This window comes from Fibrobacter sp. UWB7 (genome assembly GCF_900142945.1).
In the GTDB taxonomy this organism is placed as follows: domain Bacteria; phylum Fibrobacterota; class Fibrobacteria; order Fibrobacterales; family Fibrobacteraceae; genus Fibrobacter.
Window position 1 is genome coordinate 995413 of the sequence record NZ_FRCO01000002.1, and the last position, 22872, is coordinate 1018284.

The 22872-nt window shown below is 50.5% G+C and carries 12 protein-coding genes; 6 read left to right on the plus strand and 6 right to left on the minus strand.

Features of this window, described 5'->3' with window-relative positions:
* Positions 1-88: 88 nt before the first annotated feature.
* From BUC30_RS09735 to BUC30_RS09745, 3 genes are all read right to left on the minus strand, one after another.
* Complete coding sequence (locus tag BUC30_RS09735) at positions 89-379, minus strand: GIY-YIG nuclease family protein (protein WP_073424715.1); 291 nt, start codon at positions 377-379, stop codon at positions 89-91.
* A gap of 92 nt (positions 380-471) precedes the next feature.
* Positions 472-2001, minus strand: a complete 1530-nt coding sequence (locus BUC30_RS09740) for a YifB family Mg chelatase-like AAA ATPase (RefSeq protein WP_073424645.1) — start codon at positions 1999-2001, stop codon at positions 472-474.
* A 12-nt stretch (positions 2002-2013) separates the two neighbouring features.
* A complete protein-coding gene (locus tag BUC30_RS09745) occupies positions 2014-2346 on the minus strand; it encodes a SpoVG family protein (RefSeq protein WP_139260822.1) in 333 nt (110 codons plus the stop codon).
* Between the two features lie 368 nt (positions 2347-2714).
* Here BUC30_RS09745 and BUC30_RS09750 point away from each other — a divergent pair, with 368 nt between their 5' ends.
* Complete coding sequence (locus BUC30_RS09750) at positions 2715-3245, plus strand: carbohydrate-binding family 9-like protein (RefSeq protein WP_244536578.1); 531 nt, start codon at positions 2715-2717, stop codon at positions 3243-3245.
* A 39-nt stretch (positions 3246-3284) separates the two neighbouring features.
* Here the strand turns inward: BUC30_RS09750 and BUC30_RS09755 are convergent, their stop codons facing one another.
* Positions 3285-4040: an acyl-[acyl-carrier-protein] thioesterase gene (locus BUC30_RS09755; protein ID WP_012820229.1), complete on the minus strand. Its 756-nt coding sequence runs from the start codon at positions 4038-4040 to the stop codon at positions 3285-3287.
* A 34-nt stretch (positions 4041-4074) separates the two neighbouring features.
* Here BUC30_RS09755 and BUC30_RS09760 point away from each other — a divergent pair, with 34 nt between their 5' ends.
* On the plus strand, positions 4075-4626 hold the full coding sequence (locus BUC30_RS09760) for a pseudouridine synthase (RefSeq protein ID WP_073424648.1): 552 nt from the start codon (positions 4075-4077) through the stop codon (positions 4624-4626).
* 113 nt (positions 4627-4739) lie between these two features.
* A complete protein-coding gene (locus BUC30_RS09765; protein ID WP_073424649.1) occupies positions 4740-6470 on the plus strand; it encodes an arabinofuranosidase catalytic domain-containing protein in 1731 nt (576 codons plus the stop codon).
* A gap of 220 nt (positions 6471-6690) precedes the next feature.
* Here the strand turns inward: BUC30_RS09765 and BUC30_RS09770 are convergent, their stop codons facing one another.
* Together BUC30_RS09770 and BUC30_RS09775 are read right to left on the minus strand one after the other, a co-directional pair.
* Positions 6691-8328, minus strand: a complete 1638-nt coding sequence (locus BUC30_RS09770; RefSeq protein WP_012820233.1) for a fumarate hydratase — start codon at positions 8326-8328, stop codon at positions 6691-6693.
* 74 nt (positions 8329-8402) lie between these two features.
* Complete coding sequence (locus BUC30_RS09775) at positions 8403-8597, minus strand: hypothetical protein (RefSeq protein WP_073424650.1); 195 nt, start codon at positions 8595-8597, stop codon at positions 8403-8405.
* 69 nt (positions 8598-8666) lie between these two features.
* On the opposite strand from BUC30_RS09775, the gene BUC30_RS09780 reads away from it, so the two are divergent.
* The 3 genes from BUC30_RS09780 (at position 8667) to BUC30_RS09790 (ending at position 22827) form a co-directional block, all read left to right on the plus strand.
* Positions 8667-9377, plus strand: a complete 711-nt coding sequence (locus BUC30_RS09780; RefSeq protein WP_073424651.1) for a hypothetical protein — start codon at positions 8667-8669, stop codon at positions 9375-9377.
* Positions 9378-9589: 212 nt separating this feature from the next.
* Entirely contained in the window at positions 9590-16090 is a 6501-nt protein-coding gene (locus BUC30_RS09785) for a glycoside hydrolase family 9 protein (protein ID WP_073424652.1), read from the plus strand.
* Positions 16091-16395: 305 nt separating this feature from the next.
* Positions 16396-22827 (plus strand): glycoside hydrolase family 9 protein, encoded by a 6432-nt coding sequence (locus BUC30_RS09790; RefSeq protein WP_073424653.1) that lies wholly within the window; start codon positions 16396-16398, stop codon positions 22825-22827.
* Positions 22828-22872 lie beyond the last annotated feature (45 nt).

Here is a 22872-nt window from a genome sequence, read left to right on the forward strand (position 1 = left end):
GCAGGAAGTAGGAAGGAGACTTCCCCAGTCTGTCATCCTCGAAGCAGTCATCCTCGACCGAAGGGAGGGGATCTAGAAAGCAGTGTTCCTAAGCCATCAATTCAAAAAGATCTTTCCATTCGGAATTAACAGATTCAATTAATCTTATTTTATCGCACCGATGCAATCGCTTTAATTTTTTCTCCCTTTCTATAGCAAAGCGAATTGATGTTAGCTCTTCAAAATAACCTAATTTATCCACATTATATTTTTTCGTGAATCCAGGAATGATTTTAGACTTATGCTCTAAGACCCGCTTTTTCAAATCAGAAGTCACTCCAACATAAAGAGTTCCATTCTTTTTATTGAATAAGATATATGTAAAACCTTTCTTTTGCATATTTATCGACATATAAAATTCTTCTTGGATCCCCTCCCCTCTCGCGCTGCGCGTTCAAGGGTCGAGGATGACAAAAATTTCCAAATTAGCCACTAGCCTCTAAAGGCACGGTAGCGCAAGGCTTCGGAAAGATCCATAATATCAACGGCGGAGGCGCCGCGCAAGTCAGCAATCGTGCGCGCGACTTTTAACAATCTAAAATATCCGCGCGCACTCAATTCCATTTTAGCGGCAGCATTTACCGCAAAACTTTCTATAGCAGGCGTCATCGCCGCAAATTTCCGTGCGTATTCCGATGACATTTCGGCATTGGATTTAAACGTCAAATTACGGAAGCGTTCCCGCTGAATCGCACGTGCCGCACATACGCGCCTACGAATATCAGCAGAAGACTCCCCTCGTCCTTTTATCGCAAACATCGCAGCATCTACAGGCGGCACGCTCACTTGAATATCAATACGGTCCAATAGCGGACCCGAAATTTTTTCACGATAACGTTTACGCGCCTCGGGTAAGCAAGTGCATTCACGCTTCGGATCCATAGAATAGCCACACGGACACGGGTTCATTGCAGCGCCCATCATAAATCGAGCAGGCCACACTACAGTACCGCTTGCTCGGCTAACCGATATTTCTCCTTCTTCCATCGGCTCGCGTAACGCTTCCAAGACACTCCGGTTGAACTCAGGCAGTTCATCCAGAAACAGTACCCCATTATGCGCCAAGCTCGCCTCGCCCGGCAAAAGCCTAGTGCCGCCACCCACAAGCGAAACCATCGACGCTGAATGATGCGGTGAACGGAACGGTCTAGCAAGCACAGGTTTAAATTCGTCAGAATCACCTGCACTACGAGCACACGAATGAATTCGCGTTGTCTCCAAGATTTCCTGTTCAGTCATCTCGGGCAAAATTCCCGGCAAGCATTTCGCACAAAGCGTCTTGCCCGCACCAGGCGACCCAACAAGTAAAAAGTTATGCGCACCAGCAGCGGCAATTTCAAGCGCACGCTTTACGCCTTCCATCCCCACCACATTCTTAAAATCAGGGACTTTATCATCAACATCTACTCGGTACGAGGCAATCCCTTTTGCAATTTTCACATTCTGACTGGAATTGCGCGCCAAGATTTCAACACATTCACCAAGTGAATCCGCACAAACAAAATGAAGACCTTCCACCAGCGAAGCCTCCTGCACATTCCCGCGCGGAATAACGAGAATACACCCACGTTCTGTAGACAAATTCATTGCAATGGATAACACACCACGGACAGGCTTCAACAAACCATCCAATGAAAGTTCGCCCACAAAGACATAACGTTCCAACTGCGGGACTTCAATCTCCCCCGTTGAAACAAGCAAGCCAATCGCCAGCGGAAGGTCTAACGCACTCCCCTCCTTTCGCAGATCCGCAGGTGACAAGTTTACCGTTGTACGAAAACCGGTCACCACTTTTCCGATGGAACGTATCGCCGAAACAACACGTTCTCGAGATTCCCTTACCGCATTGTCCGGAAGCCCAACAAGAGTAAACCCAGGCAGTCCTTGAGCGGCATCGACTTCTACACTAACAGGAACAGCCTTTATTCCAAACAAGCAATAAGAACGGATTCTGCGAAACAACTTGCACCTACCTTAAGCTACTGCAGCCTGATACTTTTCAAGCACGCAATTTTCAATGTGTTCACGCAGCTGACGCGTAATCGGCAAACACACAGTACGATAATCTTCGCCCTTGTAGAACGTATCAATCGGGTAGCCCACAAACATGCCATTTTCGCCATCCATCACGCGGAGCCCGCGAATCTGGATTTGGTCGTTCAACACGATGGTCGCAAGCCCCTTCATGTGGCCAAGGTTTGCACCTTCCTTGAACGGAAATACTTGAACATTCGTCACGGCAAGGCAATCAAATGCCGGGGACATTGCAGGGAAACCCGGAGTTTTCTTTTCTGTTTTTTCAGCCATATCGGCCTCCTATTTTTTTGAAGATTAACCGCAATTGAACGCACTCGCATTCTTGCGGAACGCTACACAGTATGCAAAAGACGTGCCAAAGACAAAATCGGCGTTTTTATGCAAAATTCGGCATTTTCATTCGAATAAAAAAGTGATTAATCGATTTAATCACTGATTAATCAGCCCTTTTAATTCATATAAGTTAATCAAATTTAATACTTTATCCACATTAAATTAAAGTTATAAAATAAGGTCAATAGTCATTAGTCAATGGTCATTAGAAAATCTTTAGTTTCAATAATCAACTATTGACTAATAACCAATAACTAACTACCAATAACTTTTTCTAATTTCTACCCATGCTATTAAAACCGAATATGAAATGGACGGCAAATCAGGGTATCATCCACCCGATGGTCACTGCCGAGTTTTCGCAAACGACAAATTGCATCGTCGTCAAGTTTACCGTTGAAGAACCTGTAGACTGCTACCGCGCCGCCGTTCAGAAAGACAACGGACGCAGCTGGGAAGATTCCTGCGTGGAAATCTTTTTGCAGAACCCAGCAAACCCAGCCGAATATTTCAACTTCGAAACGACAAGCCGAGGATTTGTACTTGCTGCCCGCGGCACCGATCGCAATAACAGACAAACGCTTTCGCTTGAAGCAATTGCAAAAATCAAGCGTTCGGGAACAGCGCCAAGCATCCAGGACGATTCCGTCTACTGGACAATGTCGATTGAAATTCCTGCCGAAATTTTTGGAATCAAAGCATTCGAGGCGCCACTCCGCGGGAACCTCTACAAGTGCGCCGATAAAGCAAACACGCCCCATTACCTGAGCGCGTTCCGCATAGAAACAGAAAAACCGGACTTTCACCGTCCGGAGTTCTTTCAAGTTTTAGGATAAAAGGCGATTCCGGCACAGAGGCCGGAATGACAGTCGCCATTACATCATACGGAGTTTCATCTCGAAGACGGCGCGATCATTTTCGTCAAGGATGCGCATGTACGTAGCACCGTTGTGATCGGCACGGAAGACTCTCATCGTCTGCCCTTCTTCGGATTCGCCCAAGTAATGAACTTCGAGCTCTGACGGGATGCAGAGTTCCAAATCCGAAGCGCTAAACACGTTCAACGCAAGCTTCACGTACTCGATGTTGTTCATGTGGTGCGACATATCGATATGTTGCGGCAACACCTTTTGCTGATAAACTTCTTCGTATTCTTCGGGCTTCACGTTAAAGCGGTCGAATTCGTCCGTCATAAACGCATCCGGGAATCCTTCCGTCGGGAAGTCCACATCCGAAAGGCGCATCGGGCGATGGCGATCCAAGCTCAGACAACACATTTCCTGTTTTGCAAAAATAATCGGTTCGCCTTCCACCGTGGTAATTGCCGTATTTTCGTTCAAACGAATCAGCTGATTATCTGCCGGGAAGGACGTTGTCACGACTTTATCGCGCCAATACGGGCGCTTGAGGAACTTGAACTTCGCCTTGTAAACGACCCAAAAGCCGCCCTTTTCTTTCACCACGAAATTATCCATTTTCATGGCGCCAAAATTTTCTGTAATATTGTCCTGGACCATGAGCACAGTCTGTGCAAGGCCCATCTTTCCAGAAACATCAATATAAGCCGAAGTTATTGTTCTCGGCTTTTGGAACACAAGCGGATTTTTCGCCAAAGTATAAATATCAATCATGGTTTTTAATATAATTTTTTTATCATTTGGGCGCATGTCTACCGTTATTATTTTCAATAAGCCTTTTGGTGTTTTGAGCCAGTTCACCCCCGAAGCGGGCCACCCCGCCCTCGATAGCTTCGGATTTCCGCCGGGAGTGTACGCCGCAGGCCGCCTCGACCATGATAGCGAAGGCGCTTTGCTCCTGACTGATAACGGCAAGCTCATCAAAAAACTTTTGGACCCGAAATACGAGCACCCGCGCACATACTTAGCTCAAGTGGACGGTCAAATCACCGAAGAAGCCGTCCGTAAGCTCGCCAAAGGCGTAGACATCAAGGGCTACCACACCAAGCCCTGCAAAGCTGAAATTGTCGAAGCCCCAGACTGGATTTGGGAACGCAATCCGCCGGTACGTTTCCGCGCAAACATTCCCACTAGCTGGGTAAAGCTCACACTCATCGAAGGCAAGAACCGCCAAGTTCGCCACATGACTGCAGCCGTAGGCTTCCCCACGCTCCGCCTTATCCGCATACAAATCGGAAACATTCCGCTTGGCAAATTAAAGCCCGGCGAGTGGCGTATTGTTATAGATAAAGTTATTTAAACATCCGATCATTCGCCTTTGATAAATTGACAATGGAAGATTTCTAAAAGCCAATATTTATCCCCTACAAAGAGATATTTTCTTAATAGTAATCACCAAAGGGGGATATTTGGATGCGATACACAACAATCAAGGTTGTAGCCTTGTTAGCGGCTACAGCCATAACAGTCTATGCTAACGAAGGCCCTTGCGACATTTACGCCAGGGCAAAAACTCCATGCGTCGCAGCACACAGCTTGACACGTGCACTCTACTCCAGCTACAGCGGGAACCTCTACCAAGTCCGCAGAGCCGATGGGCAAACCAAGGACATTCCTGTCGAAGAGCCGGGAGGCTTTGTCAAATCCTCCGTGCAAGACGACTTTTGTGCAGGTTCCAAATGCACAATTTCAATCATTTACGATCAGAGCAGCTACAAGAACGACCTGAAAAAATCGCCACCAGTCTATTGGCTAAAAGAAGGCGCCAAGGAAGCGGACGCCAACAGAGCCCCGATTTACATCAGCGGGCACAAGGCTTACGGATTCTATCGCGACGCCTGGTCCGCTACCGGTTACCGCAATAACAACACCAAAGGTGTAGCCACCGGAGACGAAGAAGAATCCATGTACATGGTGGTTGATGGCAGGCATTACAACGACCTTTGCTGTTTCAACTACGGAAACGCAGAAACGACCGGTAACGATGATGGCCCGGGAACCATGGAATGCATCTACTTCGGAAGCGACAAGGACTGGGGCGGTCCAGGACAAGGAAACGGTCCGTGGGTTGCCGCCGACTTGGAAGACGGAGTGTTCAAGGGAAACGATGCTGGTTGGCAATGGGGCAAGACCCATACGACACCGTGGCCGGACGCACTTTCTATTGAAGCAGACTATGTGACCGCCATGCTCAAAGGCCCGAACGACGGGACGTTCAAGCTCAAAGGCGGCAGTGCCCAAAAAGGAAACCTCAACACCATGTGGGACGGACCACGCAAAAGAGGCTACAGCCCGCGCAAATTGCAAGGCGCCATCGTTCTTGGCAACGGCGGTGACGGCAGCGACGGCGGCGCAGGAACGTTCTTCGAAGGCGTGATGACCATCGGAAACCCGCCCGATTCCGTTGACGATTTGGTACAGGCAAACATCGTTGCCGCCGGTTACGGAAGTAAAATTGACATTTCCAAAAAAGTCGAAATTGAACCGTTCAAAGATACGCTTACCATCCCCGGAAAAATCGAAGCCGAGAATTACGACAAGGGCGGAAACGGTCGCGGATTCCTGGACAGCGATATCGAAAACGAAAACAACCTCTACCGCGAAGACAACGCAGGTCTCGACAGCGCAGGCGACGCCATTATTTACGGCTGGGGTTATGCCAACGATTGGTTGCGTTATACGGTAAAAGTTTCCAAGAACGATTCGCTCGACATTACCGCACGCGTCTCGTCGCCAAGCGATAGCACATTCTTCTCCATTCTCGTTGATGATAAAGATATCGCCAAAATCACAGTTCCCAACACCGGTGACTGGAAAAACTTCGAAACCGTCACAACGACCGTACCTGCAATTACCGCGGGCGAACACGTACTCAAGATTAGAATCGACAAGCCATACTTTAATCTCGATTGGATTGAAATTGCTGCGGCCAAAGAAAAAACGGCATTGCCTAAATTCAGCATTCGGACAAATTCATCGCAAGCCTACTCCGTCTATGATGTCCTTGGGAACCGCGTGACCTCATTCCAAGCAAGTGAAAGCTCTATGCAAAACATTTGGGATAAAGCTCGTGTAAATCTACCAGGTGGCATTTACGTCATCAAGACCAATAGCAAAACAATTCGAATTTCAAATACGAAATAACACACTCCTCACAACCAAACAAAAGCACCCCGCAAGCACAAACTTGCGGGGCGTTTCTAAAGGAAGGAGATTCCGACTAAATCAAGCCTTCGAAGAAGTTGTTGCCCCAATGAGACTCCGTATTTGGCTATCGCATTAAAGAACTTACGACGCCAAATACTCCGCGCTTCTACGGCTCGTCAAAACGAGCCGCATCCGCTTGGCACAAGGGCAACATCTTTTAAATCAGTCCTTCAAAGAAGTTGTTGCCCTTGTCATCCACGAGGATGAATGCCGGGAAGTCCTTGATAGTGATCTTGCGGATGGCTTCCATGCCGAGTTCCGGGAAGGCCACGATGTCGTTGGACAGAATGTTCTGTTCAGCGAGGATTGCAGCCGGACCACCGATAGAGCCGAGGAAGAATCCACCGTACTTCTTGCAAGCGTCGGTCACGTCCTGAGAGCGGTTGCCCTTGGCGACCATGATCATCGAAGCACCCTTGCTCTGGAAGCGCATCACGTACGGGTCCATGCGATTAGCCGTCGTCGGGCCGAAGCTACCCGTGGGCATGCCTGCCGGAGTCTTGGCCGGACCAGCGTAGTAAATCGGGTGGTCAGAAACAACCTTGAGCACGGTCTTTTCTTCGTCCGTGAGTTCTTCGCCGCGTTCCTGCTTGTCGAAGATTTCAGCAATCTTCGCGTGGGCCATGTCGCGGGCCACAATCATCGTACCCTTGAGGGAAAGGCGCGTCTTCACCGGATACTTGGTGAGGTCAGCGAGCACTTCCTTCATCGGACGGTCGAGGTCAATTTCGATAGCCGGAGCGAGGTTCACGGCGTTGCCAGCCGGGATGTAATTTTCCGGATGGTGTTCCATCTTTTCGAGCCAAAGACCGTTTTCGTCAATCTTAGCCTTGATGTTACGGTCAGCTGAGCAAGAAACACCGATAGAAACCGGGCAGCTAGCAGCATGACGCGGAGCGCGGATCACGCGGACATCGTGTACGAGGTACTTGCCACCGAACTGAGCGCCAATGCCCGTCTTCTGGCAAATGTGGAGAACCTTTTCTTCCATTTCAAGGTCGCGGAAGATACGGCCGCCTTCGGAACCGCTCGTCGGAATATCGTCGAGGTAGCCGCAGCTAGCGAGCTTCACCATGTGCGTGTTCATTTCGGCAGAGGTACCGCCAATCACGATAGCGAGGTGGTACGGAGGGCAAGCGGCTGTACCGAGAGTCTTCACCTTTTCGGCGAGGAACTTTTCCAAGGACTTCGGGTTGAGGAGCGCCTTGGTCATCGGCCAATAATAAGTCTTATTGGCAGAGCCACCGCCCTTCGCCACAAACAGGAACTTCATTTCGGCACCTTCTTCGGCGTGGATATCAATCTGAGCCGGGAGGTTGCAACCGGTGTTCTTTTCTTCGTACATCGTCAAGGGAGCAATCTGGCTGTAGCGAAGGTTCTTGGTCGTGTAGGCGTTGTAGACACCTTCAGAAATAGCTTCGGCGTCATCAAAGCCCGTCCAAACCTGCTGACCCTTGTGGGCAACGCAAATAGCCGTACCGGTATCCTGACAGAACGGGAGGATGCCCTTGGCGGCAACGCATGCGTTCTTGAGCATGGTGAGGGCGACAAACTTGTCGTTATCCGAAGCTTCCGGATCCTGGAGGATCTTTGCGACCTTAGCCGTGTGGGCCGGACGGAGGCAGAATTCAACTTCTTCGAAAGCAGCCTGAGCAATCTTTGTCAAAGCTTCCTTAGAAACCTTGAGGATCTTCTTGCCTTCGAATTCGGCGACGGAAACGCCATCTTTACCGAGACTTACGTATTCGGTAGTATCTTCACCGTGCTGGACGGTAGCTTCGTATTTGAATGCCATAGTAGTTTGGGCGCCAGAGGCGCAGTTGATAGTTAAAGGACAGGTCCACAGTCATTGGTCAATAGTCATTAGTTTTATTTAGGCGCCAAAGGCGCAATTATATCTAATAACCAATGACCAACTACTAAAAACCTTATTTCGTTACTTTCGGCTGTAAAAAATAATTCTTTCCGTCGAAAAAGCCACCCAAATTCGTTCCACTTATCCCCCAGAACCGACCATTCATCCCCCTTTTTCACATTTTTTTTGAACTTTTTTACTTTTTCCATGACCCAAATCACAGAAGATGTATTATTTTTGATAACGAAACAAAAAAACTCATTTTATAAGAGGATTGAATGATGAAAAAGATTCTGCTTGCTACGATGATTTCGGCAGCCATGGTTTTTGCAGCTCCGGCAGCAAAGAAGGTTAGCAAGGCAGCAACGGCTAAGAAGGCCGTCGCCGCTAAGGTTGAAAAAGCAGCCGAAGCACCTGCTGCAGTAGAAGCTAAGGCTACAGAAGCCACAGCCGCTGCTCAGACTCAGGCCGCAGAAGCAACAACAGCCGCTCAAGCTCAGGCAACTGACGCTAAGGCAGCAGCAGCCCAGACTGCAGAAAACACTGCAGCCGCAGCTCAGGCTCAGGCAACCGCAGTAGCCGACACCGCTAAGGCACAGGCAACAGAAGCAGCCGCAGCAACGCAGGCTCAGGCCGCTGACGCCGCACAGGCAGCAACTGCACAGGCAGCAGCAACCGCCGACTCCGCTCAGGCTCAGGCACAGGCTGTCGTAGATACCACTAAGGCTCAGGCCGCTGAAGCTACTGAAGTTCTCGAAGCTAAGGCCGAAGAAGCTCCGGTTGACTCCGCCGCTCTCGCTAAGGCAGAAGAAGAAAAGAAGGCTGCCGAAGCAGAAGCTCAGGCAAAGGCTGAAGAAGAACAGAAAGTTGCTCAGGAAACCAGCGGCACCGCTAAGTCCGCCGTCATGGACAATCCGTGGGAATTCATCGCCGTGTCTGCAGCATTCATTGCATCTGTTCTCGTGATCATCTTCACTGGGGACGACTAATAAGCGCAATTCAACGCTTTCCCAAAAGTTTAGAGACCGCCCGAAAGGCGGTCTTTTTTTGTACCCAAATTTTGCAAAAACGAGGAACAATTTGAGAACAGAAATAAATTTATTTTAAGTCATTTCCATCCAAATAATTTATTTTCATTTTTAAGTAGATAAAGTAATAGAGCAAAATTCATTTTTGCCTTTTTACATGTTTGGGAGGAAAGATGTCTATCATAAAGTATCTTTTGATACTGTGTGTTGTTGTACAATTTGCAAACGCGCAACAAGAGCAACCCACTCCTTATGACCTGATCAGGCCAACATTCCCGCTAACATGGGACACGACCGTTTTTGATCATTATGATGCATCGGTCACCAAGAAAAGAAACACGATTCCCAAAATCAAGACAACTCCATTTTATGCACCGAACGCCTTTATCGTTGATACTCTAGACCAAGCTTATCTCGATGCTATCAATTACCACATGTCGCCCATCCGCGTGAACCAAGCAGGCTATCTCGAAAGCGACAAGGAACGCCAATTTTACTACATCGGAACCGCATCGACTTTTGAAATCGTCGATGTCAACGGCAAGCCCTTTAGCCCAACCATTACCGGCACGCTAAAGTCATCAGGTCATACAACCTCCTCTGACTGGACCATTGTCGCAGGCACAAACGCCGCCACAAACGACCAGATGCGCTATAGAGTGGATGTTACCGGTCAATCCGGCACCATCATGATCGGAAACATTCCGCAGGGACTCCCCACCGACACCCGCCTCCGCATTAAAGTCGGCAACGACATTTCTAGCACATTCATCATTTCCGACCAGGTGTACACCATGGTCAAGGACGCCACCATCAAATTCTACGGCATCAACCGCAGCGGTTACGGAGATTCCTGGTTTCACCCAGCAAGCCACACTAAAGATGGCGCCGGTGCAGTAACCGTCGGCGACAAAACCGAAGTTCGAAACCATTACGATGCCTCAATGGCAGGAACTCTCGAAGGCGGTTACTACGACTGCGGTGACCACCTGAAAGAATCCCAGACCCAGATGTACGCCTTTATGGTAGCAGCGGTCATGGCAGCCACAAACCCGGATGTGGACGTCGACCATTACAAATACAACCACGGAGCAGGCGGACGCGACGGCGTCCCGGACATGCTCCGCGAAGCGAAGCACGGCGCCGATTTTGTACTCCGTTCTTTCGTAAGAGCAAAAGGCATTATCGACGATATGGCTCTTTCCATTGGAGCGAAAGGATCTGATCACGGCTGGTGGGGACGCCCGGAAAACCAAGATGGTCTTCCGGTAGATGGTTCGCCATCAGCAACAGACCGTGGTGGCCCAAGTTCTAGAATGGTCCGCTTAGGCGAAATAGGCTCGAACATTGGCGGCGAAACTGCCGCAGGCCTCGCCATTCTTGGCAAGATGTTCAAGGATTATCCCGAATACGAAGCATTTGCAGACAGCTGCCTGATGGTCGCCCAAAAGATGTACAGCATGGCAAAAGCCATCGCTCAAGGCAAAAGCACTTATGACGGCGACAAGCCTATTAAGAACAACACATCTGCAGCAAGCTGGTCCAGTCAAGCCTATAACGGCAACAATGAATTTTACGACGACCTGGCACTCGCCTCAGTAGCTCTTCTCTACGCCACCGGAGACAAGCAATACGCCGATGATATGATCCGTACCAGAAACTTAGTGCCGTCAGGAGTAAAAATTGGCGACAAAGGTGAAACGGCTCCAACTCAGGAATATATGGAAAACTGTGCCGGTTGCTTTGAAGGTGGCTGGTTCGTCACAAACGACAAGGGCTTTTTAAAAAACGTAAAGACAACTAGCTGGGCAAACAGCTACACATTCGCTCTATACGCATTGTACAAGCTCATCCTCGCCGACAAGAACAAGGCCATCACGCAATACGGTTTAACCGAAGATGAATGGCTGAACGCCGTTGAAGACTGCGTTGCCAACTTGATTTACAACGTTTCCGACATGTCAGAAGGTGCCGGAAATGCATCCATCGAACTTCCCATGGGAAGCATCATCTGGAAACCGAACAAAGTTATATATGACGCCGACTGGTACAACATGGCATCTCCTTCGGGGGAATGGATTTACAACCGCTACCAGGCAGGCAACATTTTTGATGTCATGGCATACGTCGATGTCGCCAAAAGCATAGAAGCCCAAGGCATCACGCTCCCGCACATGGGCACGCCCAACTGGAAAACCGACGAAATGCAGCAGCTCGCCATCAACCAGATGAACTACATGCTCGGTGTGAATCCATGGGACATTTCGTTTATCTATGGTGTTGGAGACAAGAACGACGCGCATCCGCACCACCGCGCATCAAACCCCGAAGGAACCAATGTTCCCGGCAGTCATTACCCGTATAAAGTCCCCGCTGGCGCCTTCCTTGGAGGCATCAAACCCGGTGGAGCCAACTCATTTGTCCCCAAAACAATGAGCTGGGAAGACTACGAAAAATCCGAAGTTTGCATCGACGCCTCGGCAACGTTCTTAGGCGCAGTCAGCCTTGTCGCCCACAAATTCGACATGACCCAGGCGCCAGACATAAGCGTAGAAATTCGCCACAAAAGCACAGACTCCGCCATCGTAACAGTCAATCTCACCGTGCGCGGTACAGCTGTAATTCATTACGGCACCACAGAAGGTGAATACACTCTTACCGCAACAGATGATACCAAAAGCGTCCAGCACGACATCATCCTCCGCAACTTGACTCCAGGCACCACCTATTACTTCTACGTTACGGGCGCAAACGCCTACAAACCAGAAAATGCAAAAAACAAGTTCCTAGTCGACAGCACACAAACTCCTTATTCATTCACGACCCGAAGTTCCGTTGAAAGCGCAGAAATCACCAACGTCACCGTCTGTAACGTTTCTGCTGACAGCGCCGAAATCATGTGGTACACTCCCAACGGCGAATACGAATCCAGAATTTACTGGGATACCCAGCCACATTCCACAGCAGCCGAATATGCAAACAACAGCGGAATCGGGAACGCAGATGTATCCGGCATTCCAACCCAGTTCCATTACGTAAAGATTGGTGGACTCAAGGAAAAGACGACTTATTACTTCATGGTCGAAAGCAATGGCACATTTGCCAATGTCGACGATGACGACAAGCCGCTAAAATTCACAACACCCGTCATGTGGTACGACTTTAGCGTAAAAACTTACCAATATCCTTGGCAAGGAGATATGGCCATGGTCAACATCAATATTTTCAATAACGAATCAAGAGCATTCGACAGCTTGACCATCCGCCTTTACATGCGCGGTACCGACGAAATCGAAAACGATATCGGCATGGGCACAGACATTTGCAACGACTACGACGAAGCGGGTTTCAGCGGCTCATGCCCTGAAGAAACCATCGAGGAACTCGCAAGACTCCTGCGCGATGCCCATCCTGTCAAAATCGAAGACACCTACGATGATGCTACGGGAACCTGGCAATGGTACTTCCCGCTAAACCTCGGTTCGACCGTCATCAAGAGTTCTAGCCGCCTGCGCTTTGACGTGAGATTCGATCACCGCAGTCCGTACCCTCCGTACAAGGACTTGATGAACGAAGCGCCGAATAAAAAACTTTATTGCTATTCTGGCAACAAATGGTATGCCCCGTCCAACGAAACTCCGGGCGCCCCCACTTTAGACGAAAATCCGGGAGACTGGAGCTGGATGCCGCACTCACGCGCAAATGGCGAAGAACTGGATTACCCCGGCATGCCGTGTATCGAAAAAGACGAAGGAGATACCGACTTTGATGCCGCTCCGGTGAATCCGTATGTATCCGTCTACCGCAAGGATGAATTTATCTGGGGTTACAGTCCTTCCAAGAAGGAAATGCAAACCAAAAGAGCGAACTACAAAATCAACATGGTACTTGATCCACCGTTCAATGTTTCCAACGGTTCCCATATCGATATTGACCAAACCAGCAGCACCATCCACGTTACCGGCAAGGTGCACGTTTCCGAAGGTGGATACATCACCAAAATTTGGGCAAATGGCGTTAAAGTCAGTGGCATGGCATTCAACGACGGCTTAAGCCTAGACAAGTGGCTTTTGGACGAATCCGGAACGAAGATTATCGCTAAATACGATATTCCGACAGACATGTGGGAGCTTGATATCCCAGTCAAGATGAGTATCGGGAGCAAGAAAGTCGACATTACTCTGTTCGCAGGACCAGACCCCACGTGCGATGTCTGCTTAGAAAACGGCGGTTGTGCCTTCGAGAACAGAACCTACTACGTAAACTTTTCCAAAGGCGATGCCACAGAATCGCAGCTCGTCATCAAGGACGCCTCTGGCAACCCAATTATAAGTCCCGCCAATCCGGAAGGCACGACATTCTACATTGACGTGATGGATAAAGACAAAGTAAAGAGTAATACAAAGACTATCGATCTCGAAATCATCAACAACAAGAAGAACGACAAGCTCGTTGTAACCTTGAAAGCAGACGAAGCGAACCCCGGTCACTTTGTCGGAGGTCCAATTACCGCCGTCAACCATTCCAAGGAAACGAGAAACCAGACTTCCGAGATTTCTTTCTTCGCAGGCGACACCATCCAAGTCATCTACACCGACCCGAATGACGAAGACGATATTTCGAAGCAATCGTTCTACGCCATATCCAAGGTTCCGTCGCCACAGAAGGTTCTCGCCATCGACACCGACTGCGACAACAAGGCAGACCAGCTGAAGATTATCTTCACGAACAAGCTCGCCGAAGGCTACACGCTCGACAGCATCAAGTTCTTTATCGAGGGCATGGCTGATTCCGTAAAAGTCCCGCTCATAGCATCGAAATATGCGGACATGAACGAAGTCATCATCCCCATCGACACAAGTCTTATCCCGACCAACGCCTCCCCTTCCGGGAAAATCACAACTTACATTACCGACCAAGGGACGCCTAATGCAGAAACCACAAAAATAACAGACGGCATTCTCCCCACGCTCACAAGCGTCTCGATTCTCGAAAAAACAGACGACGACCAAAGCGAATACGATACAGTCCTCGTCGCCTTCTCGGAAGAAGTCATCCTTTCTTCCTTGAACGAATGGCCGCTTATCATCGCAGGAGCAACAGGCTCTCCGACTCTCGTTGGACCTGCAACAACCACGAACAACGGCAAGAGCTGGCAGCTCATCATCAGTGGGAATACCAACAGTGCTCTCGTACCCATTGGCGCCCAAGCTGGCGCAAAAACGACCAACAACTATTCCATCACCGACCAAAGTTTCAACCCAATCGATCCGTTTGGCTGCAAGCCGACCGTACCTGTAACACTCATTTCCCGCCCGGTACCTATCTACCATGCCGAAATGATCGACAAGGAAGGCGACGGCATTCCGGACGTGGTCTACATGATGTTCGAAAGAAAGCTCAAGACGAAGGACATGTTCGACAGCGTCGTGACAGTCTGGGGTGACCCGGGCATCACGCGCACATTCAAAACAACGGCAGACACCACAGGTGGAGTCATCAAGCCGAAGGAAACCTACTGGACCATCCGCGACTCTGTATCCGCACCGTTCAAAGTCATGCTTCCCGACTCCACGACGAAGGATTCCGTCAACACCTACAGCATCGTCGAAATCACCATCCCGGCTGACAACGCCTACCCCTATGGCTCTACCAGCGGCGAAAAGGACGGCAACGGAACGGTATCCCCGCTCAAGGGTGCTGCAAACGGCTTCTTCGAAACGACCTACACGCTGTATGACAAGTGCGCCCCGGTCATTTCCACGGCACGATTGATCAAAGGCATGCTTACCGTCAACATGTCCGAACCCTTGACGATTCTGGACCACAACGGCAAATACATCCAGCGTGAACGTGGCGAATACATTCCGTCCGAGGAACCGCAAGGTTCTGGTAAAACTCAAGCATTCATCTACAACGAGAAGGACAATGTCGTCCATGCCGGTGACCGCATCCGCCTCGTCCCGCAGGAACTCGGTGCCGCTTACGTCGACAAGAACAACAACGCTCCGACGAAGTTCAATCCCTACGTCCGTATCACTGGCGATGACAACATCCGCTTCAACGTGACGCTCTCCAAGCCGGTCTCGACACCCTCGCAGAACGCCTACATCGGAAGACCGGAAGCGACCGCAAACGACGCATTCGTGACGACAGCGGTTATCGCAGGCAAGAACAACTTCATCAACGGCAACGGAACACTCCTCGGGGTCGCCGACACCGCTGCATATGTGGGTTCGGGTCCGAACTTCCAGATCGAAGTCACAATGCCTTCTGCAAGCTTCACGACCAAGGATGGCATGCCCATGTACGATATTCACCTGAAGATCGTCATGGACCTTTACGATAACCTCGGTCAGTACGTCAACACCTACAGGCTCGACATTCCACGTGAAAACTTTGCCGCAATCCGAAATCTTATCGACAATGGCATCCTGAAGCTCAACGTGGAATGGTCAGCCAAGGATAACGAAGCCCCGGTCGCCAAGAAGGGCAACAAGATCGGAACAGGCGCCTACATCGCAAAGTTCGACTTTACGGCAGAATCCTTCTGTACTTCGAAGTTCGACGAGACGACCAACGACTACAAGGCATCCTGTGCTGAAGTGGGCGCTAGAGTCGAAAAGGCAACCGACAGCAAGACCAAGACTCTTGGCTTCAAGAGAAGAAAGTAATTGCAGCAAGGTCGCCTGGATTTAGCAGTCCAGGTGACTTTTTATCAAATACATTACGTAAACTTTTGTATACAAATTTATGGAAATGGAATTTTTTTGATTCCTTTTATCCCACTTTTTCATTTTCTTTATTCATATGATACGCTTTAACAAACAGAAAAGCAAAGTAGAGAATATTTTGAGAACAAAAAAGGAATATATCACAAAACTTTTTTACATAAATAATCTATTTTAGCATTTGAGAGAATATAATTAGAGGGCAAGACTTGTTTTGCCCGCTTTTTACATATGTAAAAGGAGACACTGTGAGTATTAAGAAGTATCTGATTGCATTGTGTACCGCCACCTCTGTTATGGCGGCACAACAGGAACAACCGACTCCTTATGACTTGATTCGCCCCACATTCCCACTCACATGGGATAGTACTGTATTCAAGTATTTTGACACCTCGGTTACCAAGAAAAAGAACATGCTGCCCAAGAACCTGACTCCGGCAGCATACGCCCCCAACGCATTGATTCCCGATACGTTGAACCAGGCATATTTGGATGCAATCAACTACCGCATGTCTCCGATCCGCGTGAACCAGGCGGGTTATCTAGAAAAAGACTTAGAACGTCAATTCTATTACGTCGGTACAGCCACGACATTCGAAGTTGTCGATGTCAACGGCAAATCCCTTAGCCCTGCTGTGACTGGAACGCTCAAGTCCTCCGGTCAAACAACCACTTCTGACTGGACGATTATTGCAGGCACAAACGCCGCCACCAACGACCAGAAACGCTATCAAGTCGACATCAAGGGTCAAAGCGGCACCATAATGATCGGTAACATCCCTCAGGGTGTCCCGACTGAAACGCGCCTCCGTATCAAGGTAGGCAACGATATTTCGAGTACATTCATTATCTCCGATAAGGTTTACTCCATGGTGAAGGACGCCGCCCTCAAGTTCTACGGCATCAACCGTAGCGGAAATGGGCAGTCCTGGTTCCATCCCGCCAGCCACACATTGGATGGTGGTGGTCCTATCGTTACAGAAGCTGATGACGTCCGCGGACCGTTCAACGCAGCTCTCGCAGGTACGCTTGAAGGCGGTTACTACGACTGCGGTGACCACCTGAAGGAATCGCAAACCCAGATGTACGCATTCATGGTTGCCGCCGTTTTGGCAGCCACGAACCCCGAAGCTGACGAAGACCATTATGCATTCAACCAGGGCGAAACAGTCAATACCGATGGTATGCCGGACATGCTCCGAGAAGCCAAACACGGTGCAGACTTCGTCCTCCGTGCTTACGTCCGTGCAAAGGGAGTCATCGATGACATGGCTCTTTCCGTCGGTAACTTTGGTTCTGACCACGCCTGGTGGGGCCGTCCCGAAAACCAAGACAAGCTCCCTGTCGACAATTCTGCATCAGCAACAGACCGTGGCGGTCCGGCATCCCGTACCGTACGTCTTGGCGAAATCGGTGCCAACATCGGTGGTGAAACGGCTGCAGGCATGGCCATTCTCGGCAAGATGTATGCCGAATACCCCGAATACAAGGATTTTGCCGATAGCTGCTTGAAAGTCGCAAGAGAAATGTACGACTTTGCAAAGTCCATGGCACAGGGCAAGACCTACACCAACAACAAGAAGGCTGCCGGCTGGTCCAGCCCCGCTTACAACGGGAACAACGAATTCTACGACGACATGGCTCTTGCTTCTGTCGCCCTCCTCTATGCAACAGGCGAAAAGCAGTACGCCGACGACATGCTCCGCAACAAGAACATGGTCCAAGGACAGGAATATTCTGAAGGTCCGGGATTTTTCCAAGGCGGTTGGTTCGTCACGAACAACAAGGGTTTCTTCAAGGACGTCAAGAACACCAGCTGGGCAAACGCCTACTCCTATGCCCTTTACGCCCTGTATAAATTGATCCTCGCCGATAAGACTAAAGCAACGACCGAATACGGCTTGACCGAAGATGAATGGCTGAACGCTGTCGAAGACTGCATTATCGACATGATCAGTAACTTGAACGACATGAGCGGAAACGGAAGCGGCTCCATCGAGCTCCCGGCAACCGGCAACTGGAAATCCCGTACATTCCAGTTCGACCCGATTTGGTACACGATGCACACGGACCAGACCTGGATTTACAACCGCTACCAGACCGGCAACATCTTTGAAGTTCTTGCTTACGCAGACGTCGCCAAGGACATAGAAAAGAAAGGCATTACCCTCCCGCACATTTCGAATCCAAACTGGCACGCCGATGAAATGTACCAGCTCGCCATCAACCAGCTCAACTACATGCTTGGCGTGAACCCGTGGGATGTTTCTTTTATCCTCGGTATTGGCGATAAGAACGACGCCCACCCGCACCACCGTGCAGCAAACCCCGAAGGCAAGAACATGCCGGGCGCAAGCTACAAGTACAATCCGCCGACAGGCGCCCTCTTCGGTGGCGTGACACCGGGCATGACAAACTCCTGGGTTCCTGACAACAAGAGCTGGGAAGACTACCACCTTTCTGAAACCTGTATCGATGCTGCTGCAACTTTGGTCAGTGCAGGCATGCTTGCCGCCAATAAAGTCGACAAGACTCTCGCTCCGGATATCAGCGTGGAAATCCGCCACGTGAGCATGGACTCCGCCATCGTGACCGTCAAGCTCACCCAGCGCGGCACCGCAACAATCTCTTACGGCACAACTGAAGGTCAGTACAATTTGAACGCAGCAAGTGCAGGCGCAGGCGTCCAGCACGACATCGTTCTCCACGACCTCAAGCCGGGTACCGCTTACTACTTCTACGTCACAGGCGCTAATGCCTACAAGCCTGAAAACACGAAGACCAAGTTCCTCGTCGATAGCACACAGACTCCGTTCACTTTCACAACGCTCAGCACGGTCGAAAACGCAAACATCGCAAACGTCACCGTCTGTAACGTTACCGCCGACAGCGCCGAAATCATGTGGTACACCCCGAACGGCGAATACGAATCCAAGGTCTACTGGGATACAAAGCCGCACTCTACGGCAGCTGAATTCGCCAACAACACAGGCATCGGCAACGCAGACGTTTCTGGCATTCCGACGCAGTTCCACTACGTAAAGATCGGTGGACTCAAGGAAAAGACGACTTACTACTTCATGGTAGAAAGTAATGGCGCACAGTCTACCGTAGACGACAATGGCAACTTGCTCAAGTTCACGACGCCTGTCACCTGGTACGACTTTAGCGTGAGAACATACCAGTACGAATGGGATGGCAAGCCAGCCATCAACATGAACATTTTCAATAACGAAGCAAGACCGTTCGACAGCCTCACGGTTCGTATGTACATGCGCGGTGACGACGACCTTTACGATGACGTCGCCATCCGTACTGATATTTGCCAAGCCTATGACGAAGCAGGCTTCAACAAGGCTTGCGATGCGGCAACACTCGCCAACCTGAACGAAGGTTTCCGCCATGCCCGTCCGGTCAAGATCGAAGATACCTACGACGAAAAGACAAAGACCTGGCAGTGGTACTTCCCGATCCCGCTCGGCTCTACAGTCATCAAGTCTTCTAGCCGTTTCCGCGTTGACGTTCTCTTTGTGGCACGTATCCGCGCTGTTGGTCAGGACGATCCGCTCGACATCCCGCCGCAGAACAAGAGACTCTACTGCCATTCCGACGTCGACAACAAATGGCACTGGGTCACAGACCTCACCAGCCAGCAAGCCATCGACGCCAATCCGGGCGACTGGAGCTGGATGCCGCATTCCCGCACGAACAACGAAGAAAAAGACTACCCCGGCATGCCTTGCGAAGAAAAGGATGCGGGTGATATTGACCTTGATCTCGCCATCGAAAACCCGTATGTGTCCGTCTACCGCAAGGACGAATTCATCTGGGGTTACAGCCCGTCCAAGAAGGAAATGGAAAACAAGAGAGCGAACTACAAGATGGATATCACGCTCGACCCTCCGTTCAACGTTTCCAACGGCTCCCATATCGATATCGACCAGGCAAGCAGCACCATTCATGTTACCGGCAAGGCTCACGTGAGCGAAGGTGGCTACATTACCAAGATTTGGGCAAATGGTGTTAAGGTCAGCGGCATGGCATTCAACGACGGCGTCAGCCTCGACAAGTGGCTTTTGGACGAATCCGGAACGAAGATTATCGCTAAATATGACATTCCGACAGACATGTGGGATCTCGACATTCCGGTCAAGATGGGCATTGGCTCCAAGAAGGTGGACATCACCATCTTTGCAGGTGCAAACCCCACATGCGAAACATGTGCCGAAAACGGCGGCTGCGCCTTCGAGAACAGAACCTATTACGTGAACTTCTCCAAGGGCGACGCTACAGCTTCGACTCTTGTCATCAAGGATGCCTCAGGCAACCCGATTGTAAGCCCGGCAAATACCGAAGGCACCATCTTCTATATCGACCTGACGGACAAGGACAAGATCAAGAGCAACGCAAAGACCGTCGATGTCGAAATCATCAACAACAAGAAGAACGACAAGCTCGTTGTAACCTTGAAAGCAGACGAAGCGAACCCCGGTCACTTTATCGGAGGCCCGATTACCGCCGTCAACCATTCCAAGGAAACGAGGAACCAGACTTCCGAAATTTCGTTCTTCGCAGGCGATACGATCCAGGTTGTCTACACCGACCCGGATGACGAAGAAGACATCTCCAAACAGACATTCTTCGCCGAATCCAAGGTGCCGACTCCGCAAACCATTCTCGCCATCGACACCGACTGCGACAACAAGGCAGACCAGCTGAAGATTATCTTCACGAACAAGCTTGCCGAAGGCTACACGCTCGACAGCATCAAGTACTTTATCGAAGGCATGGCTGACACAGTCAAGCTTCCGCTTACAGCTTCCAAGTACGTGGACATGAACGAAGTGTTCATCCCGATCGATACAAGCCTCGTCCCGACAAACGCAAGCCCGTCCGGAAAAGCAACGACATACGTCACAGACCGTGGCACGGCAACCCCCGAAACGGTCAAGATTACAGACGGCATCCTCCCCACGCTCACAAGCGTCTCGATCCTCGAAAAGGCTGATGACGACAAGAGCGGATACGACACAGTCCTGGTCGCCTTCTCGGAAGAAGTCATCCTTTCGTCCCTGAACGAATGGCCGCTCGTCATCTCGGGTGCCGCAGGAACGCCGACACTCGTCAGCCCCGCAACAACCACAAACAACGGCAAGAGCTGGCAGCTCATCATCAGTGGAAATACGAACAATTCTCTCGTACCCATCGGTGCACAGGCTGCAGCAAGAAACAGTGACGACTTTAACATTACCGACCAGAGCTTTAACCAGATTGACCCGTTTGGCTGCAAGCCGACCGTACCTGTAACGCTCATTTCCCGCCCGGTACCTATCTACCATGCCGAAATGATCGACAAGGAAGGCGACGGTATTCCGGACGTAGTCTACATGATGTTCGAAAGAAAGCTCAAGACGAAGGACATGTTCGATAGCGTCGTGACGATCTGGGGTGACCCGGGCATCACGCGCACGTTCAAGACGACAGCCGACACCACGGGTGGAGTCATCAAGCCGAAGGAAACCTACTGGACCATCCGCGACTCCGTATCTGCACCGTTCGTTGTTCAGATTGACTCTGTCACGACGAAGGATTCCGTCAACACCTACAGCATCGTCGAAATTACCATCCCGGCGGACAACGCCTACCCCTATGGCGCTACCAGCGGTGAAAAGGACGGCAACGGAACGGTATCCCCGCTCAAGGGTGCTGCAAACGGCTTCTTCGAAACGACCTACACGCTGTATGACAAGTGCGCCCCGGTCATTTCCACGGCACGCCTGGTCAAGGGCATGCTTACCGTCAACATGTCCGAACCCTTGACGATTCTGGACCACAACGGCAAGTATATCCAGCGCGAACGCGACGAATACATCCCGCCTGACGAACCGCAGGGCTCCAGCAAGACCCCGTACTTCATCTACAATGAGAAGGACAACGTCGTCCATGCCGGTGACCGCATCCGCCTCGTCCCGCAGGAACTCGGCGCCGCCTACGTCGACAAGAACAACAATGCCCCGACGAAGTTCAACCCCTACGTCCGCATCACAGGCGATGATAACATCCGCTTCAACGTGACGCTCTCCAAGCCGGTCTCGACACCCTCGCAGAACGCCTACATCGGAAGACCGGAAGCGACCGCAAACGACGCATTCGTGACGACAGCGGTTATCGCAGGCAAGAACAACTTCATCAACGGCAACGGAACACTCCTCGGAGTCGCCGACACCGCTGCATATGTGGGTTCAGGTCCGAACTTCCAGATCGAAGTCACAATGCCTTCTGCAAGCTTCACGACCAAGGACGGCATGCCCATGTACGATATCCACCTGAAGATCGTCATGGACCTCTACGATAACCTCGGTCAGTACATCAATACCTACAGGCTCGACATCCCGAGCGAAAACTTCTCGAACGTCCGTAACCTCGTCGACAACGGCATCCTGAAGCTCAACGTGGAATGGGCAGCCAAGGATAACGAAGCCCCGGTCGCCAAGAAGGGCAACAAGATCGGAACAGGCGCCTACATCGCGAAGTTCGACTTTACGGCAGAATCCTTCTGCGCCTCGAAGTTCGACGAGACGACCAACGACTACAAGGCATCCTGTGCTGAAGTGGGCGCCAGAGTCGAAAAGGCAACTGACAGCAAGACCAAGACTCTTGGCTTCAAGAGAAGAAAGTAATTATAAACAGGCAGCCACCAGGATCTAGCCATCCTGGCGGCTTCT

Excerpts from the sequence above, each read along its gene's own strand:
- BUC30_RS09735 (WP_073424715.1), bottom strand. The coding sequence starts at position 379 with ATGCAAAAGAAAGGTTTTACATATATCTTATTCAATAAAAAGAATGGA.
- BUC30_RS09745 (WP_139260822.1), bottom strand. The coding sequence starts at position 2,346 with ATGGCTGAAAAAACAGAAAAGAAAACTCCGGGTTTCCCTGCAATGTCC.
- BUC30_RS09750 (WP_244536578.1), top strand. The coding sequence starts at position 2,715 with ATGAAATGGACGGCAAATCAGGGTATCATCCACCCGATGGTCACTGCC.
- BUC30_RS09755 (WP_012820229.1), bottom strand. The coding sequence starts at position 4,040 with ATGATTGATATTTATACTTTGGCGAAAAATCCGCTTGTGTTCCAAAAG.
- BUC30_RS09760 (WP_073424648.1), top strand. The coding sequence starts at position 4,075 with ATGTCTACCGTTATTATTTTCAATAAGCCTTTTGGTGTTTTGAGCCAG.
- BUC30_RS09765 (WP_073424649.1), top strand. The coding sequence starts at position 4,740 with ATGCGATACACAACAATCAAGGTTGTAGCCTTGTTAGCGGCTACAGCC.
- BUC30_RS09770 (WP_012820233.1), bottom strand. The coding sequence starts at position 8,328 with ATGGCATTCAAATACGAAGCTACCGTCCAGCACGGTGAAGATACTACC.
- BUC30_RS09775 (WP_073424650.1), bottom strand. The coding sequence starts at position 8,597 with ATGGAAAAAGTAAAAAAGTTCAAAAAAAATGTGAAAAAGGGGGATGAA.
- BUC30_RS09780 (WP_073424651.1), top strand. The coding sequence starts at position 8,667 with ATGATGAAAAAGATTCTGCTTGCTACGATGATTTCGGCAGCCATGGTT.
- BUC30_RS09785 (WP_073424652.1), top strand. The coding sequence starts at position 9,590 with ATGTCTATCATAAAGTATCTTTTGATACTGTGTGTTGTTGTACAATTT.